The sequence below is a fragment of the Streptomyces sp. NPDC048258 genome (assembly GCF_043201995.1).
Classification (GTDB): Bacteria; Actinomycetota; Actinomycetes; order Streptomycetales; family Streptomycetaceae; genus Streptomyces.
On the sequence record NZ_JBICZH010000002.1, the window covers coordinates 629,310 to 655,474 of the forward strand.

The following is a 26,165-nucleotide window of genomic DNA, read 5'->3' on the forward strand; positions in this document are numbered from 1 at the left end:
GCACCAAGGAGCCGGGTGCGGCGCCGGGGGGCGCCGCACCGGGCCCCGGCCCTCGCGAGGGCGGGCGGGCGACCGCGGTGCGGCTCGCCCTGATGGCCGTACCCCTCGTCTTCTTCGGGCTGTTCTTCGCCTATCCCGTCGCCGCGATCGTCGGGCGCGGGCTCAAGACCGACGACGGCTGGCAGTTCGGCCGGATCGGCGAGGTGATCGCCCGGCCGGACATCGCCGACGTGCTGTGGTTCACCACCTGGCAGGCGCTCGCGTCCACCGCGCTCACGCTGCTGATCGCACTTCCCGCCGCGTACGTCTTCGCGCGCTTCGACTTCCCCTGCAAGCAGCTGCTGCGGGCGGTGGTGACCGTCCCCTTCGTGCTGCCGACCGTGGTGGTCGGCACCGCGTTCCTCGCGCTGGTCGGCCGGGGCGGTCTGCTGGACGAGCTGTGGGGCGTCCGGCTGGACACCACCGTGTGGGCGATCCTGCTCGCGCACGTCTTCTTCAACTACGCCGTCGTCGTACGGACGGTCGGCGGGCTCTGGGCGCAGCTGGACCCGCGGCAGGAGGAGGCCGCCCGTGTGCTGGGCGCCGGACGGTTCGCCGCCTGGCGGCGGGTGACGCTGCCCGCGCTGGCCCCGGCGGTGGGCGCCGCCTCGCTGATGGTGTTCCTGTTCACCTTCAGCTCCTTCGGCGTCGTACAGATCCTGGGCGGGCCCTCGTACTCCACCCTGGAGGTCGAGGTCTACCGGCAGACCGCGCAGCTCCTGGACCTGTCCACGGCCGCCGTGCTGACGATGGTGCAGTTCGCGGCGATCGGCGGGGTCCTCGCCGTGCACGCACGGACGGTGCGCCGGCGGGAGACCGCGCTGCGGCTCGTGGACCCGGGGCGCACGGCGCACCGGCCGCGCGGCTGGGCCCAGCGGGGCCTGCTGGGCGGGGTCCTGCTGACGGTCGCCCTGCTGATCGTGGCCCCGCTGGCGGTCCTGGTGGAGCGGTCCTTCGACGCTCCCGGCGGATACGGCCTCGGCTTCTACCGGGCGCTGCAGGACGCGGGCGCCGGTGGCGGCACGTTCCTGGTGCCGCCGCTGGAGGCGATCTGGAACTCGCTCCAGTACGCGCTCGCCGCCACCGCCATCGCCCTGGTCATCGGGGGGCTCGCGGCCGCCGCGCTGACACGGCGCGCGGGTCGCTTCGTACGGGGCTTCGACGCGCTGCTGATGCTGCCGCTCGGGGTGTCCGCCGTGACGGTGGGTTTCGGCTTCCTGATCACCCTGGACGAGCCGCCGCTGGATCTGCGGACCTCGTGGATCCTGGTGCCGCTCGCGCAGGCGCTGGTGGGCGTGCCCTTCGTCGTACGGACCATGCTGCCGGTCCTGCGCGCCGTCGACGCGCGGCTGCGCGAGGCGGCCGCCGTGCTCGGCGCTTCCCCGCTGCGGGCGTGGCGGGAGGTGGACCTGCCGCTGGTGCGGCGGGCCCTGCTGATCGCGGCCGGGTTCGCCTTCGCGGTCTCGCTGGGGGAGTTCGGCGCGACCGTCTTCATCGCACGGCCGGACCGGCCGACGCTGCCGGTGGCCGTGGCGCGGCTGCTGGGGCGGGCCGGTGAGCTGAACTACGGGCAGGCGATGGCCCTGAGCACGATTCTGATGCTGGTGTGCGCGGTGTCCCTGCTGGTGCTGGAGCGACTGCGACCCGACAAGACCTCCGGGGAGTTCTGATGACGCTGCTTCAGTTGGAAGGGGTGTCGGTCCGCTTCGGTGAGCGGGCGGCCGTGGACTCCGTGGACCTGAAGGTCGCCGAGCACGAGATCGTGTGCGTGCTGGGGCCGAGCGGGAGCGGCAAGTCCACCCTGCTGCGCGTCGTCGCAGGTCTCCAGCCGGTGTCCGCGGGGCGGGTGCTGCTGGGCGGAACGGACCAGGCGGCCGTGCCCGTGCACCGGCGGGGCGTCGGCCTGATGTTCCAGGACCACCAGCTCTTCCCGCACCGGGACGTCGGCGGAAACGTCGCCTTCGGGCTGCGGATACGGGGCTCCTCGAAGGACGCCCGCGAGGGCCGGGTCGAGGAGCTGCTGGAGCTGGTCGGGCTCCCCGGGGCCGGGAAGCGGGCGGTGGCCTCCCTGTCGGGCGGCGAGCAGCAGCGGGTCGCGCTGGCCCGGGCGCTGGCCCCGTCGCCGCGGCTGCTGATGCTGGACGAACCGCTGGGACAGCTGGACCGAGGGCTGCGGGAGCGCCTCGTGGTCGAGCTCCAGGGGCTGTTCTCCCGGCTGGGGACCACCGTGCTGGCCGTCACGCACGACCAGGGGGAGGCCTTCGCGCTGGCCGACCGGGTGGTCGTGATGCGGGACGGGCGGATCGCGCAGGCCGGTACCCCGCTGGAGGTGTGGCAGCGGCCCGCGTCGGAGTTCGTGGCGCGGTTCCTGGGTTTCGAGAACGTGGTGCCGGCCGTGGTGTCGGCCGGCGTGGCGGGGACCCCGTGGGGGAAGGTGCCCGTCCCCGCGGGGGCGGCGGAGGGGGAGCGGCAGCTGCTGATCCGCCCGGCGGGGGTCGTGCTGGGCCCGGACGGCCTGCGGTGCGAGGTGCTCTCGCGCACCTTCCGGGGCACGCACGTCGCGCTGCTGCTGCGGCCTGAGTCGGGGCCGGTGCTGGAGGCGGAGTGCGGGCTGGCGGGAGCGCCGGCCGTGGGGGACCGGGTCGCGGTGACCTTCGCCCCGGCGGAGGTGGTCGTACTCCCGGCGGACGCCCCCGGGTCTTGAGGGCCGTTTCCAGTGCTGTGGCCGGCAAACCTTGCCGGCCACAGCACTAGGGGCGGATCCCGTCGCAGGCGATCGGCAGGTGGCGCGGGCCGCGCAGGACCGCGTTCTGGCGGTACGGGGGCGGGTCCTCCAGCAGCCGCGGGTTCTCCAGCCTGCGGGCCAGCTCGCTCAGCGCCAGCTGAGCCTCCAGCCGGGCCAGCGGAGCTCCGAAGCAGCTGTGGATCCCGCTGCCGAGGCCGAGGTGCTGGATGTCCCCGCGGTCAGGGTCGAAGCGGTCCGGGTGGTCGAAGCGCTGGGGGTCGCGGTTCCCGGACGCCAGGATCAGCCAGAGCGACGCGCCCTTGGGGATGGTGACCCCGGCGACCTCGATCTCGGCGAGCGTGCTGCGCTGGGGCAGCAGTTGCACCGGCGGCTCGTAGCGGAGCAGTTCCTCGACGATGGGGACGGCCAGGCCCGGGTCCTCGCGCAGCCGCTGGAGGAACTCCGGGTGGCGCAGCAGGGTGAGCATCCCGTTGGTGATGAGGTTGACGGTGGTCTCGTGGCCCGCGATCAGCAGGAGGGCCGCGGTGCTGAGCATCTCCATCGTCGTCATCGTGCCGTCCGGTCCGTCCGCCGTCGCCAGGTGGGACAGCATGTCGTCGCCGGGGTTCTTGCGGTGCTCCTCGATCAGCCCGGCCAGGTACATGCCGAGCTCCATCCGGACGTCCTGCGAGCCCTTGTGGCGCTGTGAGGGATCGGCGTCCGGGTCCGGGTCCAGGCTGGCCGCGAGGGTGTCCGCCCAGACGTGGAAGCGCGGCTCGTCCTCCGGCGGCACACCGAGCAGGCGGCAGATGACCGAGACCGGGAAGGGGTAGGAGAACTGGTCGACCAGGTCGATCCGGTCCAGCGCGTCGGAGGCGACGATGCCGTCGATGAGCCCGGAGACGATGCCCGCCAGCTCGCCGCGCATCCCGTGGACCCGGTGCGGGGAGTGCGGCGGCCCGAACGGCCGGTTCGTCATCCGGCGCAGCCGGTCGTGCTCCGGTGGGTCGAGGTTCAGGAAGGCCGGCGGCAGGGTCGTCTCCTCCTCCTCGGTCTGGCCCAGCGGGTCACCCGAGGTCGGCGTCAGATTGCGGCGGTCGGAACTGATCCGCGGGTCGTGGAGGAGGTTGAGGATCTCGTAGTACGTGCTGATGACGTAAGGCCCGTCCCCGTCGTGGGCCACCGGCGTCTTGCGGAGCTCCTCGTACAGCGGATACGGATCGGCACGGTTCGCGTAGTCGATGATCTCCCGCAGGATGGCTTGTGTCATGACAGGTCCTCGTGGTCCTCGGGGGAGGGCGCGGTGGGGTCAGTGGCGCGCGGGGGTGAAGGTCATCTTCCGGTCGGCCGGCGAGTAGCCGCTGAGGGTGATGGTCGGGCCGTGCGTGGGCACCGACGGGTCGGGGAAGTCCGCGGGCATCGGCTTGTGCCCCTCCGGCCTGCGGTCCACGGTGGTGAACGACGGCGGGAACGGCTCGGTCGTCTCGATCAGGTGTTGGTAGAACGGCAGCCAGCGGCACTGGTCGAAGGTGACGGCGGCGATGACGCGCCCCTGGTACCCGTACACGGCAGCGAACCTGCGCTCGTCGCGCGAGCCCTGCGTGATGAGGATCTCCGTCCCCATCGGGGGGACGCCGACGGACTTGATGTTCACGCCGAACTGGGAGGACCAGAAGGCCGGGACCCACACGTGGGGGCGGCGGTCCATGCCTTCGCTGAGCATGTTGTGCGCCGCCGTCTCGGCCTGGGCGACGGCGTTGCCCCAGTGCTCCAGGGACAGGAACTGGTACCCGAAGAGCGCGTGCGGGGAACGTGCCACGTCACCCGCCACATAGATGTCGTCGGTGACGATGCCCCAGATGTTGAAGGCTCGGCAGCCCGCGTCACAGGCGATGCCCCGTGGTCCCGCACCCAGTCCGGATCCGGCGAGCCATTCGGTGTTGCGCTGCGCGCCGAGCGAGACGACCACCACGTCGGCCTCGACGGTGGCGCCGTCCGAGAGGTGGGCGGCGCGGACCCGCCCTGCGGGGTCGCCCTCCAGCCCGGTCACCATCACGCCGGTACGCAGGTCCACCCCATGCTCGCGGTGCATCTCGGCCGCGACCTCGCCGATGACCCCGCCGAGCGCGCCGACCAGCGGAGCGTTGCCCCGCTCGGCGACGGTGACGGGCAGGCCGCGCTCCCGGCAGGCGGACGCGATCTCCGACCCGGTGAAGCCGGCTCCGATCACCAGCACCCGGCGGGGACCGGCCGCGAGGCTGCGTTCCAGTGCCGCGCCGTCGTCGCGGGTGCGCAGGACGAAGACGCCGTCGAGCGCTCCCTCCTCCTCATTGGGCCACGGCCGGGCCCGTACACCGGTGGCGATGAGCAGCCGGTCGTACTCCACCTCGTCGCCGTCGGCGAGCTTGACCCGCCGGGCCGCCATGTCCAGGCCGGTGGCCGGGACCCCGAGCCGCCACTTCGCGTCGATGTCCCGGCGGCGGGGGAGCAGGGTGCGGTCCGCGGTCGCCTTGCCCAGCAGGACCTGCTTGGACAGCGGGGGCCGGTCGTACGGCTCGTACGGTTCGTCACCGATCATCGTGAGCGAACCGGTGAAGCCCTTCTCGCGCATGGTCTCGGCCGCCCGCAAGCCGGCCAGGGAGGCGCCGACGACGACGATGCGGCCGTCGCGCTTGAGGCGTTCCAGGCTTCCGTCACCGTTCACCGCGCACCTCCGCGGTGAGTGCGGGCTCGTCCGACGCGTCGTATTCGACGAGGATCGCCTGGACCGGGCAGGCGGCGACGGCGCGCGCGACGTTCTCGCGCTGCTCCTCGTCCGCCTCCGGGTCGTACAGCAGCGACTCGTCCCCGTGCATGGCGAACACGTCGGGAGCGAGGAACGCGCACTGCGCGTATCCCTGGCAGCGATTGAGGTCGACGACAAGCCTCATGAAAGATCAGCCCTTCCGTGGCCCGATCATCCCCGTGGTCCCCGTGATTCCCGTCGTTCCCGAGCCCCCTGCCCCTCCCCGGTCCCTCCCTCATCCAGCATGCACGCGGGATCCGGGGACGGCCTGCCGGGCGGATGGTCCGCAGGTCAGGGCCGGGTACGCAGGATGTGGACGCTGATGATCAGAGCCCAGGCCGGGAACACCAGCTCGGACCAGGGCACACCGGACCCCACGACGATCAGGACCAGCCCGGCGACGGTGCCCAGCAGGACCAGCGGCTTGGGGAAGACCCCGAGCCGCCGCCCGATCGTCGAGGTCGCGAAGACGAAGACGGCGGCCATCCGCATGGCGTAGGTCGCGAGGACCGTGTAAGCGTAGTGGCGGCCGAAGTCGGAGGGCGTGTCCTCCGCCAGCACGGTGCCCGCCGCGCCGGCGGCGACGAACAGGGTGGCGACGAAGACGAACCCGCTGCCGAGGAAGACGGTGGCGACGAACCGGTCCTCGGCCTCGCCGGCGTGGGCGCGCAAGGCGCCCATGAACCACAGGAAGAAGATCCCCGCGAACGGCACGATCTCCAGGGCCACCCGTACCGCCCAGCGCCGGTCCGGATCGACGGCCGCGTCGGCGGCGTCCCCCGACGGGACGGCGATCCGCATCAGCACGATCGCCGCCGCGAGGAGCAGCGCGAAGGCGATTCCGGCCAGTCCTGCGGCTCGCGGGGTCCGCAGCCGCTCACCCGTGGGTTCCATGAACCCTCGCTTTCTCCCCCGTCCAGCAAGCGGCAGCCGCGCCCGCGCCACCATCGGGGACCGGCCGACCGGGTGAACCGGCCGACCGGGGAACCGGCGGGGCTACGCCACCGGTTCGGGGACCGGGGCTTCCGCCTCCGCGTCGGAGCCCTCGTGCTTGCCGTACCAGGCGACCGCCACCGCGCCGGTGACGGCCAGCACGAAGCCCAGGGCAGCCAGCCACGCGAGGCCCGGGCGGGAGGCGTCGCCGAGCCACAGGACGCCGATCGCGCCCGGGAGGACCGTCTCGCCGACGACCAGGGCCGCCGTCGCGCCGTTCACCGAGCCGATCTGGAGGGCGACCGTGTGCAGGTACATGCCGCCGAAGCCCGCCAGCAGAATGGCGTAGAGCGCCGGGTCGGCGAGCAGCGTGCCGAGGTCGAAGGGGTCGACGCCGTCAAGGATCCGGACGCCGACGCCCAGCGCGCCGAAGCCCAGGCCCGACAGCAGGCCCGCCAGGATCGCCGCCCGGCCGCCCAGGAGGCGTACGGCCACGGTGCCGCCCACCATCAGCAGCAGGGTGATCGCCAGCAGCCACCAGTGCGTGGACATCGGCGCGTGGTGGCCGCCCTCGTGGCCCGCCGCCGTCGCCAGGAGCACCAGAGCCGTGCAGACGACGCCGATGGAGGTCCACTCCTTGCGGCTCAGCCGGATGCCGAGCATCTTCACGCTCAGCACGGCCGTGATCACCAGGTTCGCGCTGATGACCGTCTGGGAGAGGAAGAGCGGCAGCAGCCGGGCCGCCAGCGCGCCCAGCCCGAAGCCCACGAAATCCAGGATCGTGCCGACGATGAACTCCCAGGTCATCGCTGCTTTGGCGGTGGACGACAGGTTGGGGCCGCCGTGCGCCGTCACCCCGGCGGCGGACGGGGACATCCGGGCGGCGCGGCGCGATCCGACGGCTTGCAGGACGGATCCCGTCCCGTAGCAGATGGACGCCGCGACAGCGGTCAGCAGGCCTATGAGCACCAAGGGCTCCGTTCACGTCTGGCAGGATTTGCGGTACCTCTGCCAGACGTGAGAACCGGCCGGGAAGTTGCTTCCGGAGCTCAGCTCATTGACGCGAGTGCGTCCGGAACCTCGTCCACCGAGTCCACGAGGGCGATCCGGGACTCCATCGCCCGGCCGCGCGCCAGTGCCTGGAGCAGGGGCCAGGCCGGGAGGTGCTCGGTCCAGTGGGCCCGGTCGACCAGGATCATCGGCGCCGGCTCGCCCCGCGACGCGTAGTAGTTCGGCGTCGCGCTGTCGAAGACCTCCTGGACCGTGCCCGCCGCACCCGGCAGGAAGACCACGCCCGCCGTGGACCGCGCCAGCAGCCCGTCCTCGCGGGTGGCGTTCGCGAAGTACTTCCCTATGTGTCCCGCGAAGGCGTTCGGCGGCTCGTGACCGTAGAACCAGGTCGGGATGCCCACCGAGTCACCGCCACCGGGCCACCGGTCGCGTACGGCGAAGGCCGCCCGCGCCCAGTCGGACACCGACGGGGCGAAGGAAGGAGCCTTGGCCAGCAGCTCCAGGGCTTCCGGGAGGGCCTCGTCCGGGGCCGGGGCCAGGTAGGCGCCGAGGTTGGCGGCCTCCATCGCGCCGGGGCCGCCGCCGGTGGCCACCGTGAGCCCGGACCGGGCCAGCACCCGGCCCAGCTCGGCCGCGCCCCGGTACTCCGTACCGCCGCGGGACATGGCGTGGCCGCCCATCACGCCGACCACCCGGGCACCGGCGAGGTGCTCGTCGAGGGCGTCGGAGATGGCGTCGTCGTGGATGGAGCGCAGCATCGAGGAGAAGACGTCGCCGTCCGCCTTGGTCTCCTGGATCCAGGCGTAGGCCTGGGCGTCCGGAGTGGCCTCGTACCCGGCGGGCAGCCCGGCGAACAGCTCCTCGGGCGTGTAGAGCAGGCCGCGGTACGGGTTGAACGGCAGGTCCGGCACCGGCGGGAAGACCAGCGCGCCGTCGGCGCGGACCTTCACGGAGGCGTCGGGCTCCATCGCGCAGCCCAGGAACACGGCCGCCGAGGTGTCGGCGGACAGCAGCGCGAAGGTCCGCTCCAGGAGGTTGACCGACTGGATCCGGTAACCGCTGAGCGAGCCGCGGGCCACGACCTGGTCGAATTCGGCGAGCGTCTCGATCTCGATGTCTGCGTTGACCATTCGGCCCACCCTAAGGGCTGCCCGTGTCAGCGGGTCAGTGCCAGGGACGTCAGCTGTGCCACACCCCAGCTGACCGGTACGCATACGGCGATCAGGGCGGTCGCCCGCAAACTCGCGGCCGTACGGAGGACCTTGGCGGGTGCGCCGAGGTCGAGCAGGGCCTCGCGGTCGGCGGCGCGGCCCTGGCGGGCCTCCACCGCGGATGTGAGAAGGGTCGCGGCGGCGCACAGGGCGACCAGGGCCGCGGCCGGTGCGGTCAGCGGGCCCAGCGGGACGAGCAGCCCGCCCCGGTCCCGCAGGGCCAGAGCGGTGAGGGCGCCCGCCCCGACCGCGCACAGCACGCCGAGGGGCGGGCCGAGCCGCGGGGCCTCCTCTTGGAGGGCCCGCCCGGCCAGCAGCCGGAGCGCGCCCGGGCGCACGGCCTGGACCAGGGTGCCGCACGCGTAGGCCAGGCCGGGTCCGGCGAGGGCGAGGCCGATCGCGGTGAGCGACCAGCCGGCGAGCATGCCGGGCCCGCCCCGCCCCGCGTATGCCTCGACGGCGAGTCCGCAGGCGGTCAGCGCGATGCCCCAGGGCAGTCCGGTCTGTGGGGCCAGGGGGGTGCGTCGGCGCAGGGTGCACGCGGCGGCGGCCGACGCGGTCAGGGGGAGCAGGGCCAAGAGGGTGAGGGCGGCCGCGACGGGCAGCGGCTGGTCGGCGTGGAGCAGCCCGGCCCCGGCCCCGTCGAACGGCAGCCCGGCCAGATCGCCGCGCAGGTGGAGGAAGGCGGCCAGGGCCAGGGCGCTGCCCAGAGTGCAGGCGACGGCGGTGGAGATCGCCGCGACGAGACCGAGCCGCACGGGTCCCAGCCCGGCGGCGTCCAGTCCTTCCCGGGGCCGCGTCGACGGGTCGGTCCGGGCCACGGCGACGGCGAAGTGGACGGTGGCGGCCAGCGGCACCAGGGCCCACAGCAGCCGAGGGAACGATCCGGCGGGCCGGGCCACCGCCTCGGCGAGCACGTAGAGCAGCAGGAACCCGGTACCGGCCGAGGCGGCGGCGACCAGGAGCCGGCGCAGCTGGACGAGCGGGCGGGAGCCGCGGGCTAGGCGGAGAGCGAGCACGCGGCCTGGTCCTCCGTGGTCTCGGAGGCGTAGGGCCCCGCGGCGGCGGCGGTGCGGCCGTCGAGCAGGGCCAGGCGGCGGTCGGCGACGGCCGCTGTCCCCTCGTCGTGGGTGGCCAGCAGCACGGTGATCCCGTGGGAGCGGGCCGCGGTGGTCAGCGTACGGAGCAGCAGGGCGCGCTCGGCCCGGTGCAGCGGAGCCGTGGGGTCGTCGGCGAAGATCACCGCGGGCTCGTTGACCAGGGCCCGGGCCAGCGCCACCCGCTGGGACTCGGCCCGGGTGAGGGCCCGGGGGCGCTTGCGGGCGTAGCCGCCGATGTCGAGGCGGTCCAGCCATTCGCAGGCGGCGTGCTTGGCGGCGCGGTGGGAGGCGCCGGCGATCAGCAGCGGCAGGGCCGCGTTCTCCCACACCTTCAGCTCGGGCAGCAGCTGTGGCTCGGGGCCGATCCAGCCGAACCGGTCACGGCGCAGCCGCTCACGGGCCAGCGCGCCCATGGTGTGCACGGGAATGCTGTTGAACCAGACCTCGCCCTGTTCGGGAAGCAGCTGTCCGGACAGGCAGCGCAGCAGGGTGGTCTTCCCGCTGCCGCGCGGGCCGGTCAGGGCCAGGATCTCGCCCTGGCGGACTCCGACGGAGACCCCGATGAGGCCGGGGGAACCGCTGTGGGAGTAGTGAAGGGACCGTGCCCAGAGCTGATCGTCCTGGAGCGGGGCATTGTCAGGCGGGGCAGAGTCCGGTGGAGCCACCATGGCGTACACCTCCGTCCGGGGGAACGAAGCGGAGCCCGTTCGGTAACTGGCGCCGCACTGAGATGTAAAGAGATGAACGTCTTGGATGGTGACAGCACACGGCCCGGACCCCCGCGTTCTCACTCGAACGGAGGATCCGGGCCATGTGGACGGACCAGTGCGGCGTCGGACGGTTCGACGCCTGGTCCGGGGGCTGGCTACAGCTTGGTCCACGCCTCGGTGAGCACCGAGCGCAGGATTCCTTCGATCTCGTCGAAGGTGCCCTGGTCGGCGATCAGCGGCGGGGCCAGCTGGATGACCGGGTCGCCGCGGTCGTCGGCCCGGCAGTACAGGCCGTTGTCGAAGAGCGCCTTGGAGAGGAAGCCGTAGAGCACGCGCTCCGTCTCCTCGTCCGTGAAGGACTCCTTGGTGTTCTTGTCCTTGACGAGCTCGATGCCGTAGAAGAACCCGTTGCCGCGGACGTCGCCGACGATCGGCAGGTCGTGCAGCTTCTTCAGCGTCGAGAAGAAGGCGTCCTCGTTGTCCAGCACGTGCTGGTTGAGGCCTTCCTTGTCGAAGATGTCGAGGTTGGCCAGCGCGACCGCCGAGGAGACCGGGTGGCCGCCGAAGGTGTAGCCGTGCAGGAAGGTGTTGTCGCCCTTGTAGAAGGGCTCCGCGAGGCGGTCCGAGATGATGCAGGCACCGATCGGGGAGTAGCCCGAGGTCATGCCCTTGGCGCAGGTGATCATGTCCGGGATGTAGTCGAACTTGTCACAGGCGAACATCGTGCCGAGGCGGCCGAAGGCGCAGATCGTCTCGTCGGAGACGAGCAGCACGTCGTACTCGTCGCAGATCTCGCGGACCCGCTGGAAGTACCCGGGCGGCGGCGGGAAGCAGCCGCCGGCGTTCTGCACCGGCTCCAGGAAGACGGCGGCGACGGTGTCGGCGCCCTCGAAGAGGATCTCCTGCTCGATCTGGTCGGCGCACCAGCGGCCGAAGGCCTCGGGGTCGTCGCCGTAGATCGGGGCGCGGTAGATGTTGGTGTTCGGCACCTTGTGCGCGCCGGGGACCAGCGGCTCGAAGGGGGCCTTCAGGGCCGGCAGACCGGTGATGGACAGGGCGCCCTGCGGGGTGCCGTGGTAAGCGACGGCACGCGAGATGACCTTGTACTTGGTGTGCTTGCCCTGCAGCTTGAAGTACTGCTTGGCGAGCTTCCAGGCGGTCTCGACGGCCTCGCCGCCACCCGTGGTGAAGAAGACCTTGTTCAGGTCGCCCGGGGCGTAGTCGGCGAGGCGCTCGGCGAGCTCCACAGCCTTGGGGTGTGCGTACGACCAGATGGGGAAGAACGCGAGTTCCTGGGCCTGCTTGTAGGCGACCTCGGCCAGTTCCTTGCGGCCGTGACCGGCGTTGACCACGAACAGTCCGGCGAGACCGTCGAGGTAGCGCTTGCCCTTGTCGTCGAAGATGTAGGTGCCCTCACCACGCACGATGGTGGGGACGGGCGCGTTCTCGTAGGACGACATGCGGGTGAAGTGCATCCACAGGTGGTCGTACGCGGTTTTGGAGAGGTCCTGGCTCACGGGCTATCGAGTTCCCCACATGTAGGTCTGCTTCTTGAGCTTCAGGTAAACGAAGCTTTCGGTTGTCCGCACGCCGGGGAGCGTGCGGATCTTCTTGTTGATCGTTTCCAGCAGGTGGTCGTCGTCCTCGCAGACGATCTCCACCATCAGGTCGAACGAGCCCGCGGTCATCACCACGTACTCGCATTCGGCCATTGCGGTCAGGGCGTCGGCCACCGGGTCGAGGTCTCCCTCGACGTTGATGCCGACCATGGCCTGGCGCCGCAGGCCCACGGTGAGCGGGTCGGTGACGGCGACGATCTGCATGACGCCCTGGTCGAGCAGCTTCTGCACGCGCTGGCGCACAGCCGCTTCGGAGAGGCCGACGGCCTTGCCGATCGATGCGTAGGGACGGCGACCGTCCTCCTGCAGTTGCTCGATGATCGCCAGGGACACAGCATCGACCGAAGGGGACGGTTGTCTGTTCCTGGAATCTGCGCTTCGACTGACCACGACCTCACTGTGCACGAGGAGTCGTCTGTTCCGCAAGACGGAATCGATGAAATCCGTTGTCTGGGGACTCGGATCTCACTGATTTCGTAGTTCGTGGCGTGCGGGTCTGTCGAAAGCGTCCGCCGAGAGGCTAGGCTTGGGATTCGTCTCAATCGTTGGACATGTGATCAGGAGTGTGGCTGTAGTGACCACCGAACTGCGTCGTCTGCGCAACTACATCGGCGGGGAGTTCAAGGACGCCGCCGACGGGCGGACCACCGAGGTGGTCAACCCGGCCACCGGCGAGGTGTACGCCACCGCCCCGCTGTCGGGCCAGGCCGACGTCGACGCCGCCATGGCCGCCGCCGCGGCGGCCTTCCCGGGCTGGCGTGACACCACGCCCTCGGACCGCCAGAAGGCGCTGCTGAAGATCGCGGACGCCTTCGAGGCGCGCGCGGACGAGCTCGTCGCCGCGGAGTCGGAGAACACGGGCAAGCCGCTGGGCCTCACGGCCAGCGAGGAGCTGCCGCCGATGGTGGACCAGATCCGCTTCTTCGCGGGCGCCGCCCGCATGCTCGAGGGCCGCTCGGCCGGCGAGTACATGGAGGGCATGACCTCGATCATCCGCCGCGAGCCGGTCGGCGTCTGCGCCCAGGTCGCGCCGTGGAACTACCCGATGATGATGGCCGTGTGGAAGTTCGCCCCGGCCATCGCCGCGGGCAACACCGTGGTGCTCAAGCCCTCGGACACCACCCCCGCCTCCACCGTCCTGATGGCGGAGATCATCGACTCGGTCCTGCCCAAGGGCGTCTTCAACGTCGTCTGCGGTGACCGCGAGACCGGCAAGGCCATGGTCGAGCACTCCACCCCGGCGATGGCCTCCATCACCGGCTCGGTGCGCGCGGGCATGCAGGTCGCCGAGAGCGCCTCCAAGGACGTCAAGCGCGTCCACCTGGAGCTCGGCGGCAAGGCCCCGGCCGTGGTCTTCGAGGACGCCGACATCGCCAAGGCCGTCGAGGACATCGCCGTCGCCGGGTACTTCAACGCCGGCCAGGACTGCACGGCCGCCTGTCGCGTGCTCGTGCACGAGTCGATCCACGACGAGTTCGTGTCCGCGCTCGCCAAGGCCGCCGCCGACACCAAGACCGGCCAGCCGGACGACGAGGACGTGCTCTACGGCCCGCTGAACAACCCGAACCAGCTCAAGCAGGTCGCGGGCTTCATCGAGCGCCTCCCCGCCCACGCCAAGGTCGAGGCGGGCGGCCACCAGGTCGGCGAGAAGGGCTACTTCTACGCCCCCACCGTGATCTCCGGCCTCAAGCAGGACGACGAGATCATCCAGAACGAGGTCTTCGGCCCCGTCATCACCGTCCAGTCCTTCACGGACGAGGCCCAGGCCGTGGCGTACGCGAACGGCGTCGAGTTCGCCCTCGCCTCCTCCGTGTGGACCAAGGACCACGGCCGCGCGATGCGGATGTCCAAGAACCTCGACTTCGGCTGCGTGTGGATCAACACCCACATCCCGCTCGTCGCCGAGATGCCGCACGGCGGCTTCAAGAAGTCCGGCTACGGCAAGGACCTCTCCGCCTATGGCTTCGAGGACTACACGCGCATCAAGCACGTCATGACCTCGCTCGACGGCTGATCGGTCGCATCGATCACAGCACAGCGTTGAAGGGGCGGGCGGTAGACAACATGTCTATTGCCCGCCCCTTCGCGCTCCCCGAGGCTGAACCCATGCCTGAACTCGCCTTCTCCCGCCGCGCCGCGCTGCGCGGCCTCGGTGCCACGGGCCTGCTGGCCGCCCTCACCGGCTGCGGAGTCCCCGCCGCCTATGTCCCCGAGGGCCGGCGTGAAGGCCTCGACCGGTCCGCGGGGGACCGGAGCGTCGCCTTCTCCAACTGGCCGCTGTACATCGACACCGACGACGAGGACGAGGAGCGCCGTCCGACGCTCGACGCCTTCTCCGAGCGGACGGGCATCGAGGTCCGGTACACCGAGGAGATCAACGACAACGACGAGTTCTTCGGCAAGGTCAGCCCAGCCCTGATGAACCATCAGGAGACGGGCCACGACCTGGTCGTGGTCAGCGACTGGATGGCCGCGCGCTTCGTCCACCTCGGCTGGGCCCAGGAGATGGACCGCTCGGCGCAGCCCAATGTGGCCCGGCACCTGGACCCCCAACTGCGTTCCCCCGCCTTCGACGAGGGCCGGCTCCACACCGTCCCCTGGCAGTCGGGGATCACCGGCATCGCCTACAACCGCAAGGCACTCGGCCGGGAGATCAAGTCGGTCAAGGACCTCTGGCACCCCGACCTCTCGGGCAAGGTCACCCTCTTCTCCGGCCTCGACGAGTCCTTCGCGCTGCTGATGCAGGGCGACGGGGTGGACGTCACCCGCTGGACGGAGTCCGACTTCCACCGGATGTGCGACCAGGTCGAGAACATGGTGCGCAAGAAGCACATCCGCCGCTTCACCGGCAACGACTACACCTCCGATCTGAGCAAGGGCGACGTCCTGGCCTGCCAGGCCTACTCCGGTGACGCCATCCAGCTGCAGGCCGACAACCCGGACATCGAGTTCGTGGTTCCGGAGGAGGGGGCCGAACTCTGGGCGGAGAGCCTCCTCGTGCCCAACCTGTCCCGGCACAAGGCCAATGCGGAGGCCCTGATCGACCACTACTACGCCCCGGAGGTGGCGGCCGAGCTCGCCGCGTCCGTCAACTACGTCTGCCCGGTCCCGGCCGCCCGCGAGGTCCTGGCCGGCTCCGGCGACAAGGAGACCGCCGAACTGGCCGAGAACCCACTGATCTTCCCCGACGGCGACATGCGCGAGCGGCTCGTCGTGGCCCGGGACATCTCCTCGGCCGAACGCCGCTCCTTCGCCCGGCGGTGGAACGCGATCGTCGGCCTCTGATCACGGACCGGCTCCAGAATTGAACACGTTCATCAATATGGCTGAACGTGTTCAGAAATCGGCGTAGGCTTCCTTCCATGAGCGAGAGAAGTGCCCTTCAGCGGCGGATCCGTGCCTGGTTGACCCTGTTCCTCGTCTGCCTCGTGCTCAGCGGACTGACGGCCTTCCCCCTGGTCAGCGAGCTCCACTGGGCCAATGCCCTACTGGACAACGAGTGGCTGCGGCGGGTCGGCGACGGACTGGACCGCGCCGACGCCGAGCACCCCTTCCTCCTCTACGGCACCGACTGGCTCGCCTTCGCGCACCTCGTCATCGCCGTCTTCTTCTACGGCGTCCACCGGGACCCGGTCCGCAACATCTGGATCGTCGAAGCCGGCATGGTCGCCTGCGCCGGCATCATCCCGCTGGCCCTGATCTGCGGCCCGATCCGCGGCATACCCTTCTGGTGGAGCGTCATCGACATGTCGTTCGGCGTCTTCGGGGTGATCCCCCTGCTGATCCTGCGCCGCATGATCAAGCGCCTTGAGGCGATGCCTACTTAGCGAAGGCCGCCATCACGATGCCGAGGGCGACCGGGTTCATGTCCTGGCCCTTGGCGTCGGTGGAATTCACCGAGTACACGAGGGTGCGGGAGAGGTCGCGGGTTCCGCCTATCGCCGTGTTGTAGCCGTGCCGGCCGCCGGTCTTGCCCCAGGCCACGGTGCCGTCGGGCAGGACCATCCGGGACATCCCCGCCGTCAGCGTGGCGTCCTTCCCGCTCACGAAGTCCTTCACCGCCGGTACCGTGAACATCTCCTCCAGCTGGGCCTTCGGCACGATCCGCCCGCTGAACAGGGCTATGGTGAACCGCTCCAGATCGGCCGTGGTCGAGATGATGTCCCCCGCCGCCCACCGGTCCGAGGAGTTCCACTCGGTCACGTCCCGCAGCTCCCTGGAGCCGTCCGCCTTCACCACCGCCTGGTAGCCCCGGTTGTGCGGACCATGGATCTTCGTCTGCGTCCGGGCCGGGAACGAGGTCTGACGCAGGCCCAGCGGCTTCAGGATCCGCCGGGCGACCGCCTCCTCGTACGTCGTGCCCGTCACCTTCTCGATGAGCACGCCCAGCACCGTGTAGTCGATGTTCAGGTAGTGCTGGGCGCTGCCCGGGGTGAACTCCGGCTTCTTGGCAAAGGCATTGGCCAACTGCGCATGCGGGTCGGTGATGTCGAAGCGGTGCTGCCACTGCGCCTCGAACGAATCGCCCGGGCCGTCCGCCGCCGGTATGCCGCTGGTGTAGTTGAGCAGCTGCCGGACGGTGACCGTGCTGTAGGTGTCGGGGACGGTCGCGGGCAGGTACGACCGGACCGGCCGGTCCAGATCCACCCGGCCCTCGGCCGCGAGCTGGAGTACCACCGCCGAGGTGAAGGTCTTGGTCACCGACCCGGCCCGGAAGCGCCCCTGCTCCACCGCGTCCCGTCCGGTGCGGATGTCCGCGACACCCGAACTCCCCCGCCAGCTCCCGCTCGTACCTCCGACCCGGACCAGTGCGGCCGTCGCGTCCCTGTGCTCCGGACCCAGCCCGGCGATCGCCTTCTCCAGCGCCGCCGCGTTGGGCGGCGTACGGACGACGGGCGCGGCCAGCTCCGCCGGGACGGGTGCCGGTGCGGCATGAGCGGCGACCGGACCGGAAGTGATCCCCAGCACCAGAGCGGCGGCGATCACTGTGCGCGAACGAGCGTTCATGACGGGATCCCCCTGTGAGACATCCGGGGCCACTGCGGCCTCCGATGACTCAATGCTGCTGGTCAGAGGGATAGTTGCGGATCACCCCACGGAGGGGTCTTCAGCGGTACGACAACTCACCGGCGCGAGGGAGCCGACACGCCCGGCTCTCACTCCCCAGAGGGAGATACCTCAGAGTGAGCCCCCGCCCTCGCCCCCGCCCTCGCTCCCGCCGGCGCCCCCGCCGCGATCAAGCCCGTCTCGTATGCGCAGATCACCGCCTGGATCCGGTCGCGCAGCCCCAGCTTCGCCAGCACGTTGCCCACGTGCGACTTCACCGTATGCTCGCTCACCACCAGCGCCGCCGCGATCTCCGCGTTCGACAGCCCCCGCCCCAAGTGCAGCAGCGTCTCCCGCTCCCGCGCCGTCAGCACCTCCAGCCGGCCCGCCGCGAGCGCCGCGACCGAAGGTCGCGCCGTCGCCGCCGTGTACTCCTCGATCAGCCGCCGCGCCACCGAAGGCGCCAGCAGCGACTCGCCCGCCGCCACCACCCGTACCGCGTGCACCAGATCGTCCCGCCGCACGTCCTTCAGCAGGAACCCGCTCGCTCCCGCGTGCAGCGCCTCGTACACGTACTCGTCCGCGTCGAAGGTCGTCAGCATCACCGTCCGGCACGCGCCCCGCGCCGAGATCGTCCGGCACGCCTCGATCCCGTCCAGCACCGGCATCCGGATGTCCAGCAGCGCCACGTCCGGCGAGAGCCGGGCCGCCGCCTCCACCGCCGCCGCTCCGTCCCCCACCTCGGCCACGACCTCGATGTCCTCCTGGGCGTCCAGGATCATCGCGAACCCGCTGCGCACCAGCTCCTGGTCGTCCGCCACCACCACACGGATCGTCAATTCCCCACCTCCACCGGGGAGGTTACAAGGAACACCCGCACCGAGAAGCCCCGTCCGCCCGGCCCCGGACCGGCCTCCACCGACCCGCCGTGCGCGGCGGCCCGCTCCCGGACCCCGATCAGGCCGTGCCCGCCGGCACCGCCCGCGGACGGACCCCGCCCGTCGTCCGTCACCGTGACCGTCAGCTCCTCACGCGCGTGGTGGAGCCGGACCGCCACGCGCCGGGCCCCGGCGTGCTTCACCACGTTCGTCAGGGCCTCCTGCACGATCCTGTACACGGCCGTGTCCACCGCCGGGGCCAGCGCCCGGACCTCGCCGGTCTCCTCGTACGAGACCGCCGGCCCGCCCTGCCGCACGCGGTCCAGGAGCCGGGGCAGCGCCGCGATCCCCGGCTGCGGCTCGCGCGGCGCCGGCCCGTCCTCCCTCAGCACCCCGAGCATCGCCCGTAGCTGCACCATCGCGTCCCGGCCGGTCTCCGAGATCGCCTCGAAGGCCGCCTCGGCCCGCTCCGGGGCCCGGCGTACCGCCACCGGACCGGCCTCCGCCTGCACGATCATGATGCTGACGGCGTGCGAGAGGATGTCGTGCATCTCCCGTGCGATCCTGGCCCGTTCGCGCGCCACGGCCTGCTCGGCCTCGATCCGGTTCGCCCGCTCCAGCTGCGCCGCCCGGTCCTCGACGGCCGCGGTGTAGGCCTGCCGCGTGTACTGGAGCCGGCCCAGCACGTAGGCGGCGCCCGCACAGAACAGGGTGAAGGACAGCTCCCTGGCCGAACCCTTCGCCAGCCCCACGGACGCGAGGACGGCCGCCACCGAGAGCGCCCCGACCGCCGCCCGCACCCGTGCGGGGCACAGCAGGGCGACCGTGTAGAAGGCGATCAGCCCCGCGTACGGCAGCGGCTGGCCGGGGCCGTCGAGCGCCACCTTGTAGACCCCGCCGACGAGCAGGATCACCGTCAGCACGGTGACCGGCCGGTACCTCCGCCACACCAGCGGCAGCACGCCCAGCGTGGTCATCGAGTACGAGCCCCAGGTCACGGCCGGCAGCCCGGCCTCCCGTGGCAGCACGAACGGCATCGTGACGGCCAGCTGCACCAGTAGCGTCAGGCCCAGGTCCACCCCCCACGGCCAGGCCCGGCCCAGCCGCACGGCCCGCGCGCGTATCACTTCCCGAGCTCGGCCCGTACGGCGGTCAGCGCGTCCACCCGGTTGGTGGTGATCGAGTCGACCCCTGCCTTCAGGAGCCCCCGCATCGTCCGCCTGGTGTCCGCGGTCCAGGCCGACACCAGCAGGCCGTCCCGGTGGAGCGCGTCCGTCAGCTCCCGGCTGACCAGCCCGAAGCGGTAGTTGAGCCAGCGCGGGGAGACCGCGTCGATCAGCACCCGGCGCGGCGGCGACAGCGTGGTCCAGGTCAGCGCGATCTCCGCGCCCGGATCGGCGGCACGGACCGACAGCATGGTGTTCGGCCCCGCGCAGTAGTACGTGCGCTCGCGCGCCCCGCACTCGCGGACCTGGTCCACCACGGTCCGTACCGCCTCGTACGAGGCACCCGGCAGGTCGAGCATCAACCGGCCCGCCCCTGCCGCCGTCAGCGCGTCGCGCAGCGTGGGGATCCCACTCTGCGTCAGTTCCTTGAGCTGCGGGGCCGTGACGGCGTCCAGGCGCACGTCATGGCCCCACAGCCGCTGGAGCGTCTCGTCGTGGAGCAGGACCGGCACCCCGTCGCGGGTCAGCCGTACGTCGATCTCGACCGCGTCCGCCCCGCGCGCGAAGGCGGAGCGGATCGAGGGCAGGGTGTTCTCACGGACACGGTAGGGATCGCCGCGGTGGCCGACGGCAGTCAGGGTGCGCATGGCCCCATTCTCAGGGGCCGGCGGGATCAAGGGGAGTCAGCGCGCGAGCCATTCGGCCGTGTACGTGTCGATCTCCGCGTTGAGCTTCGCCTTGCCGGCCTCGTCGAGGAAGGAGGCCTCCACGGCGTTCTTGGCGAGCCGGGCGAGACCGCGCTCGTCGAGGTCGAGGAGGCGGGCGGCCACCGCGTACTCGTTGTTCAGGTCGGAGCCGAACATCGGCGGGTCGTCGCTGTTGATGGTGACGAGCACGCCCGCGGCGACCATCTCCTTGACGGGGTGCCGGTCGAGGTCGGTGACCGCGCGGGTGGCGATGTTGGAGGTCGGGCAGACCTCCAGCGCGATGCGGTGCTCGGCCAGGTACGCGAGCAGTTCCGGGTCCTGGGTGGAGCTGGTGCCGTGGCCGATGCGCACGGCGCCCAGCTCGCGGATGGCGTCCCAGATCGTCTCGGGGCCGGTGGTCTCGCCGGCGTGCGGCACGCTGTGCAGGCCGGCGGCGCGGGCCCGGTCGAAGTACGGCTTGAACTGCGGGCGCGGGACGCCGATCTCGGGGCCGCCCAGGCCGAAGGAGACCAGGCCCTCGGGGCGCAGGTCCACGGCGAGGCGGGCGGTCTCGGCGGCGGCCTCCAGGCCGGCCTCGCCGGGGATGTCGAAGCACCAGCGCAGGATGACGCCGAGTTCCGCCTCGGCGGCCTTGCGGGCGTCCTCGATGGCCTCCATGAAGGCCTTCTCCTCGATGCCGCGGCGGGTGGAGGAGTACGGGGTGATGGTGAGTTCGGCGTAGCGGATGTTCTGCCGGGCCATGTCACGGGCGACCTCGAAGGTCAGCAGCCGGACGTCCTCGGGGGTGCGGACCAGGTCCACGACGGAGAGGTAGACCTCGATGAAGTGCGCGAAGTCGGTGAAGGTGAAGTAGTCGGCGAGCGCCTCGGGGTCGGTCGGGACCTTCGAGTCGGGGTGCCGGGAGGCGAGCTCGGCCACGATGCGCGGTGATGCCGAGCCGACGTGGTGGACGTGCAGTTCCGCCTTGGGCAGTCCCGCGATGAAGGGATGCAGGTCGGTCATGAAGGTGCCTCCGGAAGGACGCGGGTGCGGGCAGGTCGGCCTTCATCGTAGGCAGCAACGTGACTGTCGGTGGCAGCGCTTAGCATGGCTGTACGAGAGGGGGGCGCCGCATGACCGACCAGAGCCCTGAGCCGAGGGACCCGTGGGCGCCGCCGGAGCGGCCGGCGGTGGACCTGGGCAAGCAGCAGGGCCCGCCGGGTGCGCCGGGCGTCGCGGGACCGCCGTCCGTGCACGACCAGCAGACGGTCGCCGGGATGCCGGGGGCGCAGATGCCGCAGCCCGCTCCGACGCCCGCGCCGACTCAGCCGCCCGCGTACGGGTATCCGGCCCAGCCGGACGCGAGCGGGTACGGGTATCCGACGTCGACGCCGACGCCGATGCCCACTCCGATGCCGACGCCGACCCCCGCGCCGGGCTACGGGTACCCCGGGGACGCGGGGTACCCCGGATACCCGGGATACGCCGGCTACCCGGGCAACACCGGGTACCCCTTGTACGCGGCGCCGAAGAGCAACGGCTTCGGCGTCACCGGCCTCGTCCTCGGCATCATCTCGGTCGTCGGCTGCTTCACCAGCTTCCTCGCGATCGGGCTCGGGATCGGGGCCGTCGTCTTCGGCGCCCTGGGCAAGGGCAAGGCGACGCGCGGCGAGGCCGACAACGGCGGGATGGCGCTCGCCGGCATCATCCTCGGCGCGATAGGCATCGTGCTGGGCGCCTTGATGCTGGTCGCCATGTTCGCCCCCTTCATGCGCGGGGACTGGGACGACGACTCCGACTACGAGAGCCCGTACTCCAACTCGCGGGTGCACGAGAAGATATGAGCCGGGCCTCAGGCTGAGCCGGGCCTCAGGCTGAGCCGGGCCTCAGTCTGAGCCGGGCCTCAGCCTGGGCCAGGGCTCAAGCCGAGGCCGCCGCCCACGGCCAGTCGGCGTCCCGGCCGCCCTCGATCAGGGACACCATGCGGAAGGCCGCGTCGGTGAGCCCGCCGAAGGTGTGCCGGTTCGCGGAGCCGGACGGCGCGTGGCCCACCCGGTAGCCCGCCAGGTTCCAGGTGTACACCGGCACCGACCGCGGCACCTCGGCCGTCGGGTCACCGCCGTACGAGGCGGCGGCCTGCTCGTCGGTGACGATCAGCACCCGGTCGTGGCCCCGGTAGTGCTCCCGCACGGCCTGGGCCGTGTAGGTGCCGCCGAGGTCCCCGAACCGCTCCAGCACCTTCAGTACGGACTCGCCCCGCGTGTACGGGACCACCTGACTGGTCGAGCCGAACTGCACCAGGTCCGCGTCCTCGGCCCGCAGCGCCAGTGCCGCCCCGAACACGGCCGCCGCGTCCGCCCGGTTGAGCGTGGAGCGGTCCGAGAGCGGGGACCACATCGACCCGGAGCGGTCGACGAGGACCAGCGTCCGACCGGGCAGCGCCGGTACGTTGCCCAGCGAGTGGCCGAGCGCGCGCTCCAGCGGGTACGCCCAGCGCAGCGAAGGCGCGTGCTGATAGGCCGCCAGGTAGCGGAAGGGGAACTGCCGCGCCCGGGCGACGGCCTCCGGGTCGGAGATCTTCGCCGCGACCCGTGCCGCCACCTCGTCCGAGACCCCTGCCTCGTCGAAGTTGCGCAGGTTGCGCAGCAGCGCCATCGCACCCATCGACGGGATGACCGCCTCCCAGGCGGCCGCGTCCATCGGCCCCTGCAACCAGCCGGCCAGCGCCTCCCAGTTCATGCCCGCCTCCGCGAGCCGCTCGGCGCCGTCCGCCCCGGTGACCACGGCGCGCCGCTCGGGGACCGGCAGTTCCATCAGTGCCTGATGGGCGGCGAGGGTTCGGTTGCCGGCCGGGAGCCGCGCGCTGTCCGGGTTGTGCCGGCGGTCGAGCGCGTAGCGGAACAGCTCGCCCTGCCAGGCCTTGGCCGGGTCGGGGGAGGCGTGCACGAGGTTGAGGACGTCGCCGAAGCGGTAGCTCTTGGACGCGGTGTCGTACTTCAGCAGCGAGGTGCCGGAGTAGAGCCGGCGCACGGCGTCGGCGATGCCGCGCTTGACGGGCTTGGGCACGTTCCGCCCGTACGTCGCCGTCCAGTAGGCCAGCAGCTCACCGGGCTCGTCCGCGCGCCGCAGCACGGAGTCCACGACCTGCCGGTTCGAAGGCCCGTCGGTGGTGCCCGCGTCGAGGCGCGCCTTCACGTACTCGGCGGCGCCGACGAGCGAGGCGGTCCGCATGTTCGCGTCCCCGCGGAGCCAGCCCAGCAGGCCGGCCGTCCACGCGGGGTCCTCCACCGCGAGCCGCCGCACGAGGGCCGCGAAGCGGTTGTCGCGGGCGGTGCCGCTCTCGTGGAAGGTCTGCTGCGTCACGAAGTTGGCGACGGCGAGCAGGAACAGTTCGGAGCGCGGATCGCGCAGGTGGCCGGGGCCGCCCAGCGCGGTGTGGGCGCGTCCGGCGGACCGCACCGGCGAAGTGGGCGAGGCGGGCGCCGCCTTGGACGCGCGCAGGTTGAAACGAGCCATCTGAATCCCCCCGAATTCAAAGGAAAGCGGGGGAGGCGTGACGTGCGGGATGCCCGAGCTCAGAGGTCGGCGACGGACTAAGTCAGGTGCTCCATCCAGCTGAGCTACCGGCCGGGGCCGGGCGGGATTCGAACCCGCCACCTCCTGATCCGAGGAAGTAACCGTTGCCTGCGCACCGGGCATCCCGCACGCGGGCCTCCCGAGATCAAGGTGGCGGCGGCCTGGTGTCTTTGCAAAAGAAGGAGCCGCAGCCCGCGCACCGGGAGGTGCGTGACGTAGGTGTCCAGAGAACAGATTCGGCGAAACCACGTGGTGCTCTGCCGACTGAGCTACACCGACCCGAAGCCGGTGGCGGGACTCGAACCCGCGACCTCCCCATTAAGAGTGGAAGTAGGTCTCACCTGCGCACCTGGACAAGGATCACGCTAGACGCCCGCCCCGGGGGAGCGCGAGGGATTAATGCCCGGCGCGCAGCCGCTCCCGGGCCTCCATCAGGGCGAAGCCCAGCAGGTTCAGTCCCTGCCAGCGCGCCGGATCGAGGGCGCGCTCGTCGTCGGCCGCCAGGCCGATGCCCCAGACCCGGTCCAGCGGGCTGGCTTCCACCAGCACCCGGTTCCCGGTGGACAGCAGGTACGAGCGCAGCGCCGGGTCGGAGGCGAACTTGTGCACGCTGCCCTCCACCACAAGCGCGTACCGCTCCCGCTCCCATATGGCGTCGTCGAAGCCGCGCACGAGCCGCCCGGCCTTCTTCGCGGCCGCCGGAGTGGTCGCGTCCAGCGCGGCGCGCTCCGCCTCCGCGTCGCGGAACAGCCGGGCCTTCCCGGCCATCATCCAGTGCTCCGCCGTGGCATAGCGGACGTCACCCACAGTGAATTCGGACGGCCACCACTGGCTGAGGCAGCTCGGCCCGAGCGTCCCGTCGTGCCTCGGACGGTGCCCCCAGAACGGCAGGAACTTCACCCGCTCACCATTGCTGACCTGCTTGATCAGCTCGTCGATCATCTCCATGCACGCGAGTCTGACAGTCGCCACGGACACTTCGTACGGGATTTAGGGCGTGCCTCGACACATGGTCGACCGATTCCGTCGCGTAATCAAAAGGCAACAACGGAATCACTTGGCCGGGGGACCCTCCTCTGTCAGGATCGGCACTCAATTCGAGCTGTAGCTCGAACTGTAGCTACGGAGAGCGTGAGAGCGTGATGGGCAACCGCTTCCAGGTCAAGGACCGCTTCGCGGACGGCGCGCAGTACATCGACGGGCGACTCAGGTCCGGCACCTCCGGCCGGTCACACACGGTGGTCGATCCCGCCACCGGAGACGAGGTCCTCACCTACGAGCTCGCGAGCGCAGCGGACGTCGACGAGGCCGTCGCCGCCGCCAAGAGGGCCTTCCCGGCATGGTCCGGCGCCACCCCCGGGGAGCGTTCGGACGCCCTGCACCGGCTGGCCGCCGTACTGGCCGAGCAGGCCGAGGACTTCGCGTACGCCGAGTCCCTCCAGTGCGGCAAGCCGATCAAGCTGTCCACGGAGTTCGACGTGCCGGGGACCATCGACAACACGGCCTTCTTCGCCGGGGCCGCCCGGCACCTCCAGGGGCAGGCGGCCGCCGAGTACTCCGGGGACCACACCTCCTACGTACGCCGCGAGGCCATCGGTGTCGTCGGATCCATCGCGCCCTGGAACTATCCGCTCCAGATGGCGGCCTGGAAGATCCTCCCGGCCATCGCGGCGGGCAACACCATCGTCCTCAAGCCGGCCGAGCTCACCCCGCTGACCTCGCTGATGTTCGCGCAGGCGGCCAAGGACGCGGGGCTGCCCGACGGCGTGATCAACATCGTCACGGGCGCCGGACGCGAGGCCGGCGAGCACCTGGTCGGCCACCCCGACGTGGTCATGACCTCCTTCACCGGCTCCACGGCGGTCGGCAAGCGGGTCGCCGAGATCGCCACCGCCACCGTCAAGCGGCTCCACCTGGAGCTCGGCGGCAAGGCCCCGTTCCTCGTCTTCGACGACGCCGACCTGGAGGCCGCCGCGCACGGCGCCGTCGCCGCCTCCCTCATCAACACCGGCCAGGACTGCACCGCCGCCACCCGCGCGTACGTCCAGCGGCCCCTGCACGACGCCTTCGTCGCCCGTGTCGCGGAACTGATGGAGACCGTCCGTCTCGGCGACCCCTTCGCGGCCACCACCGACCTCGGCCCGCTGGTCTCCCACGCCCAGCGCGACCGGGTCGCCGGCTTCGTCGAGCGCGCCCGCGCGTACGCCACCGTCGTCACCGGCGGCGAGATCCCGCAGGGCGAACTCGCCGAGGGCGCGTACTACCGGCCCACCCTCATCACCGGCGCCGCCCAGGACAGCGAGGTCGTCCAGTCCGAGATCTTCGGCCCGGTCCTGGTCGTCCTGCCCTTCGACACCGACGACGAGGGCATCGCGCTGGCCAACGACACCCCGTACGGACTCGCCGCCTCCGCCTGGAGCCGGGACGTCTACAGGGCGAACCGGGCCACCCGCGAGATCAAGGCGGGCTGCGTCTGGGTCAACGACCACATTCCGATCATCAGCGAGATGCCCCACGGCGGCTACAAGGCGAGCGGGTTCGGAAAGGACATGAGCGCGTACTCCTTCGAGGAGTACACGCAGGTCAAGCACGTGATGTACGACAACACCGCGGTGGCCGCGAAGGACTGGCACTGCACGATCTTCGGGGACCGATAGAAGCCACCGCCTGACCAGCGGCC

24 protein-coding genes and 1 tRNA gene are annotated in these 26,165 nt (G+C 71.4%); 7 read left to right on the plus strand and 18 right to left on the minus strand.

All coding sequences use genetic code 11. The annotated features are described in order from the left end of the window. The first annotated feature begins 92 nt into the window (after positions 1–92). Together ACGFYQ_RS07050 and ACGFYQ_RS07055 are read left to right on the plus strand one after the other, a co-directional pair. Entirely contained in the window at positions 93–1,709 is a 1,617-nt protein-coding gene (locus tag ACGFYQ_RS07050) for an ABC transporter permease (protein ID WP_393740944.1), read from the plus strand. After that, positions 1,709–2,743: an ABC transporter ATP-binding protein gene (locus tag ACGFYQ_RS07055; RefSeq protein ID WP_393740738.1), complete on the plus strand. Its 1,035-nt coding sequence runs from the start codon at positions 1,709–1,711 to the stop codon at positions 2,741–2,743. The genes ACGFYQ_RS07050 and ACGFYQ_RS07055 overlap by 1 nt, the downstream gene beginning before the upstream one ends. A gap of 46 nt (positions 2,744–2,789) precedes the next feature. Here ACGFYQ_RS07055 and ACGFYQ_RS07060 read toward each other — a convergent pair whose 3' ends face one another. From ACGFYQ_RS07060 to ACGFYQ_RS07105, 10 genes are all read right to left on the minus strand, one after another. Next, the gene (locus tag ACGFYQ_RS07060; protein WP_393740740.1) at positions 2,790–4,034 is read right to left on the minus strand and encodes a cytochrome P450; all 1,245 of its coding nucleotides are present in this window, start codon (positions 4,032–4,034) and stop codon (positions 2,790–2,792) included. Between the two features lie 39 nt (positions 4,035–4,073). After that, positions 4,074–5,468, minus strand: coding sequence for an NAD(P)/FAD-dependent oxidoreductase (locus ACGFYQ_RS07065; RefSeq protein WP_393740742.1), 1,395 nt, complete (start codon positions 5,466–5,468; stop codon positions 4,074–4,076). Continuing rightward, positions 5,458–5,694: a ferredoxin gene (locus tag ACGFYQ_RS07070; protein WP_393740744.1), complete on the minus strand. Its 237-nt coding sequence runs from the start codon at positions 5,692–5,694 to the stop codon at positions 5,458–5,460. The genes ACGFYQ_RS07065 and ACGFYQ_RS07070 overlap by 11 nt, the downstream gene beginning before the upstream one ends. Before the next feature lie 146 nt (positions 5,695–5,840). Continuing rightward, positions 5,841–6,443 (minus strand): hypothetical protein, encoded by a 603-nt coding sequence (locus ACGFYQ_RS07075; protein WP_393740746.1) that lies wholly within the window; start codon positions 6,441–6,443, stop codon positions 5,841–5,843. 102 nt (positions 6,444–6,545) lie between these two features. Further along, positions 6,546–7,451: a hypothetical protein gene (locus ACGFYQ_RS07080; protein ID WP_393740748.1), complete on the minus strand. Its 906-nt coding sequence runs from the start codon at positions 7,449–7,451 to the stop codon at positions 6,546–6,548. An 80-nt stretch (positions 7,452–7,531) separates the two neighbouring features. Next, a complete protein-coding gene (locus tag ACGFYQ_RS07085; RefSeq protein ID WP_393740750.1) occupies positions 7,532–8,623 on the minus strand; it encodes an LOG family protein in 1,092 nt (363 codons plus the stop codon). A gap of 26 nt (positions 8,624–8,649) precedes the next feature. After that, complete coding sequence (locus ACGFYQ_RS07090) at positions 8,650–9,723, minus strand: hypothetical protein (protein ID WP_393740752.1); 1,074 nt, start codon at positions 9,721–9,723, stop codon at positions 8,650–8,652. Further along, positions 9,705–10,472: an ABC transporter ATP-binding protein gene (locus ACGFYQ_RS07095; RefSeq protein WP_393740754.1), complete on the minus strand. Its 768-nt coding sequence runs from the start codon at positions 10,470–10,472 to the stop codon at positions 9,705–9,707. The genes ACGFYQ_RS07090 and ACGFYQ_RS07095 overlap by 19 nt, the downstream gene beginning before the upstream one ends. A 197-nt stretch (positions 10,473–10,669) precedes the next feature. Beyond that, positions 10,670–12,031 (minus strand): aspartate aminotransferase family protein, encoded by a 1,362-nt coding sequence (locus ACGFYQ_RS07100; protein ID WP_393740756.1) that lies wholly within the window; start codon positions 12,029–12,031, stop codon positions 10,670–10,672. Between the two features lie 3 nt (positions 12,032–12,034). Next, positions 12,035–12,538, minus strand: coding sequence for an Lrp/AsnC family transcriptional regulator (locus ACGFYQ_RS07105; protein WP_362131488.1), 504 nt, complete (start codon positions 12,536–12,538; stop codon positions 12,035–12,037). 169 nt (positions 12,539–12,707) lie between these two features. Here ACGFYQ_RS07105 and ACGFYQ_RS07110 point away from each other — a divergent pair, with 169 nt between their 5' ends. From ACGFYQ_RS07110 to ACGFYQ_RS07120, 3 genes are all read left to right on the plus strand, one after another. Then, positions 12,708–14,147, plus strand: coding sequence for a gamma-aminobutyraldehyde dehydrogenase (locus ACGFYQ_RS07110; RefSeq protein ID WP_393740759.1), 1,440 nt, complete (start codon positions 12,708–12,710; stop codon positions 14,145–14,147). A 92-nt stretch (positions 14,148–14,239) separates the two neighbouring features. Further along, positions 14,240–15,418 carry a PotD/PotF family extracellular solute-binding protein gene (locus tag ACGFYQ_RS07115; RefSeq protein ID WP_393740761.1) on the plus strand — a complete coding sequence of 393 codons (1,179 nt, stop codon included), beginning with the start codon at positions 14,240–14,242 and terminating at the stop codon, positions 15,416–15,418. Positions 15,419–15,495: 77 nt separating this feature from the next. Continuing rightward, positions 15,496–15,960 carry a hypothetical protein gene (locus ACGFYQ_RS07120; RefSeq protein ID WP_393740763.1) on the plus strand — a complete coding sequence of 155 codons (465 nt, stop codon included), beginning with the start codon at positions 15,496–15,498 and terminating at the stop codon, positions 15,958–15,960. Here ACGFYQ_RS07120 and ACGFYQ_RS07125 read toward each other — a convergent pair. The 5 genes from ACGFYQ_RS07125 to ACGFYQ_RS07145 all read right to left on the minus strand — a co-directional run bounded on the left by ACGFYQ_RS07125 (position 15,953) and on the right by ACGFYQ_RS07145 (position 20,932). Beyond that, positions 15,953–17,140, minus strand: coding sequence for a serine hydrolase domain-containing protein (locus tag ACGFYQ_RS07125; protein ID WP_393740765.1), 1,188 nt, complete (start codon positions 17,138–17,140; stop codon positions 15,953–15,955). The genes ACGFYQ_RS07120 and ACGFYQ_RS07125 overlap by 8 nt on opposite strands. A 149-nt stretch (positions 17,141–17,289) precedes the next feature. Next, positions 17,290–18,018 carry a response regulator gene (locus ACGFYQ_RS07130; protein WP_393740767.1) on the minus strand — a complete coding sequence of 243 codons (729 nt, stop codon included), beginning with the start codon at positions 18,016–18,018 and terminating at the stop codon, positions 17,290–17,292. After that, complete coding sequence (locus ACGFYQ_RS07135; protein WP_393740769.1) at positions 18,015–19,184, minus strand: sensor histidine kinase; 1,170 nt, start codon at positions 19,182–19,184, stop codon at positions 18,015–18,017. The genes ACGFYQ_RS07130 and ACGFYQ_RS07135 overlap by 4 nt, the downstream gene beginning before the upstream one ends. Continuing rightward, on the minus strand, positions 19,181–19,870 hold the full coding sequence (locus tag ACGFYQ_RS07140; protein ID WP_393740771.1) for a glycerophosphodiester phosphodiesterase: 690 nt from the start codon (positions 19,868–19,870) through the stop codon (positions 19,181–19,183). The genes ACGFYQ_RS07135 and ACGFYQ_RS07140 overlap by 4 nt, the downstream gene beginning before the upstream one ends. 36 nt (positions 19,871–19,906) lie before the next feature. Continuing rightward, positions 19,907–20,932, minus strand: a complete 1,026-nt coding sequence (locus ACGFYQ_RS07145; RefSeq protein WP_393740773.1) for an adenosine deaminase — start codon at positions 20,930–20,932, stop codon at positions 19,907–19,909. 110 nt (positions 20,933–21,042) lie between these two features. Here ACGFYQ_RS07145 and ACGFYQ_RS07150 point away from each other — a divergent pair, with 110 nt between their 5' ends. Beyond that, complete coding sequence (locus tag ACGFYQ_RS07150; RefSeq protein ID WP_393740775.1) at positions 21,043–21,753, plus strand: DUF4190 domain-containing protein; 711 nt, start codon at positions 21,043–21,045, stop codon at positions 21,751–21,753. Between the two features lie 76 nt (positions 21,754–21,829). Here the strand turns inward: ACGFYQ_RS07150 and ACGFYQ_RS07155 are convergent, their stop codons facing one another. From ACGFYQ_RS07155 to ACGFYQ_RS07165, 3 genes are all read right to left on the minus strand, one after another. Continuing rightward, positions 21,830–23,425 (minus strand): TROVE domain-containing protein, encoded by a 1,596-nt coding sequence (locus ACGFYQ_RS07155; RefSeq protein WP_393740777.1) that lies wholly within the window; start codon positions 23,423–23,425, stop codon positions 21,830–21,832. 343 nt (positions 23,426–23,768) lie between these two features. Beyond that, positions 23,769–23,830 (minus strand) — tRNA-Ser (locus tag ACGFYQ_RS07160). A 51-nt stretch (positions 23,831–23,881) separates the two neighbouring features. Continuing rightward, positions 23,882–24,433, minus strand: a complete 552-nt coding sequence (locus ACGFYQ_RS07165) for an NADAR family protein (RefSeq protein ID WP_393740946.1) — start codon at positions 24,431–24,433, stop codon at positions 23,882–23,884. A gap of 194 nt (positions 24,434–24,627) precedes the next feature. Between ACGFYQ_RS07165 and ACGFYQ_RS07170 the strand changes: the two genes are divergently transcribed. Next, the gene (locus ACGFYQ_RS07170) at positions 24,628–26,142 is read left to right on the plus strand and encodes a gamma-aminobutyraldehyde dehydrogenase (RefSeq protein ID WP_393740948.1); all 1,515 of its coding nucleotides are present in this window, start codon (positions 24,628–24,630) and stop codon (positions 26,140–26,142) included. The last annotated feature ends 23 nt before the right edge of the window (positions 26,143–26,165 follow it).